Source organism: Cupriavidus sp. SIMBA_020, from assembly GCF_046535395.1.
GTDB classification, from domain to species: domain Bacteria; phylum Pseudomonadota; class Gammaproteobacteria; order Burkholderiales; family Burkholderiaceae; genus Cupriavidus; species Cupriavidus campinensis.
In genome coordinates this window covers 1-285 of the sequence record NZ_JAWRWU010000375.1, presented here as the reverse complement: position 1 = coordinate 285, position 285 = coordinate 1, and the positions used below count along the sequence as shown (strand labels likewise).

Below are 285 nucleotides of genomic sequence, written 5' to 3'. Positions count from 1 at the left end.
GTGGAAGTGGGCCACCACGTAATACGTGTCATGCACCTGGATGTCGATCGGCGCCACCGACAGGATCAGGCCGGTGAAGCCGCCCATCGTGAACACGAAGATGAAGCCGATCGAGAACAGCATCGGCGTCTCGAACGTCATCGAACCGCGCCACATGGTGGCGACCCAGTTGAACACCTTCACCCCGGTCGGGATGGAGATGAGCATGGTGGCGTACATGAAGTACAGCTGGCCGGTCACCGGCATGCCCGTGGTGAACATGTGGTGCGCCCACACGATGAACGA

1 protein-coding gene is annotated in these 285 nt (G+C 60.4%); it reads right to left on the bottom strand.

The annotated features are described in order from the left end of the window. Positions 1-285, bottom strand: a 285-nt coding sequence (locus tag SB751_RS29655; protein WP_410748980.1) for a cbb3-type cytochrome c oxidase subunit I, incomplete at both ends; no start/stop codon positions are given.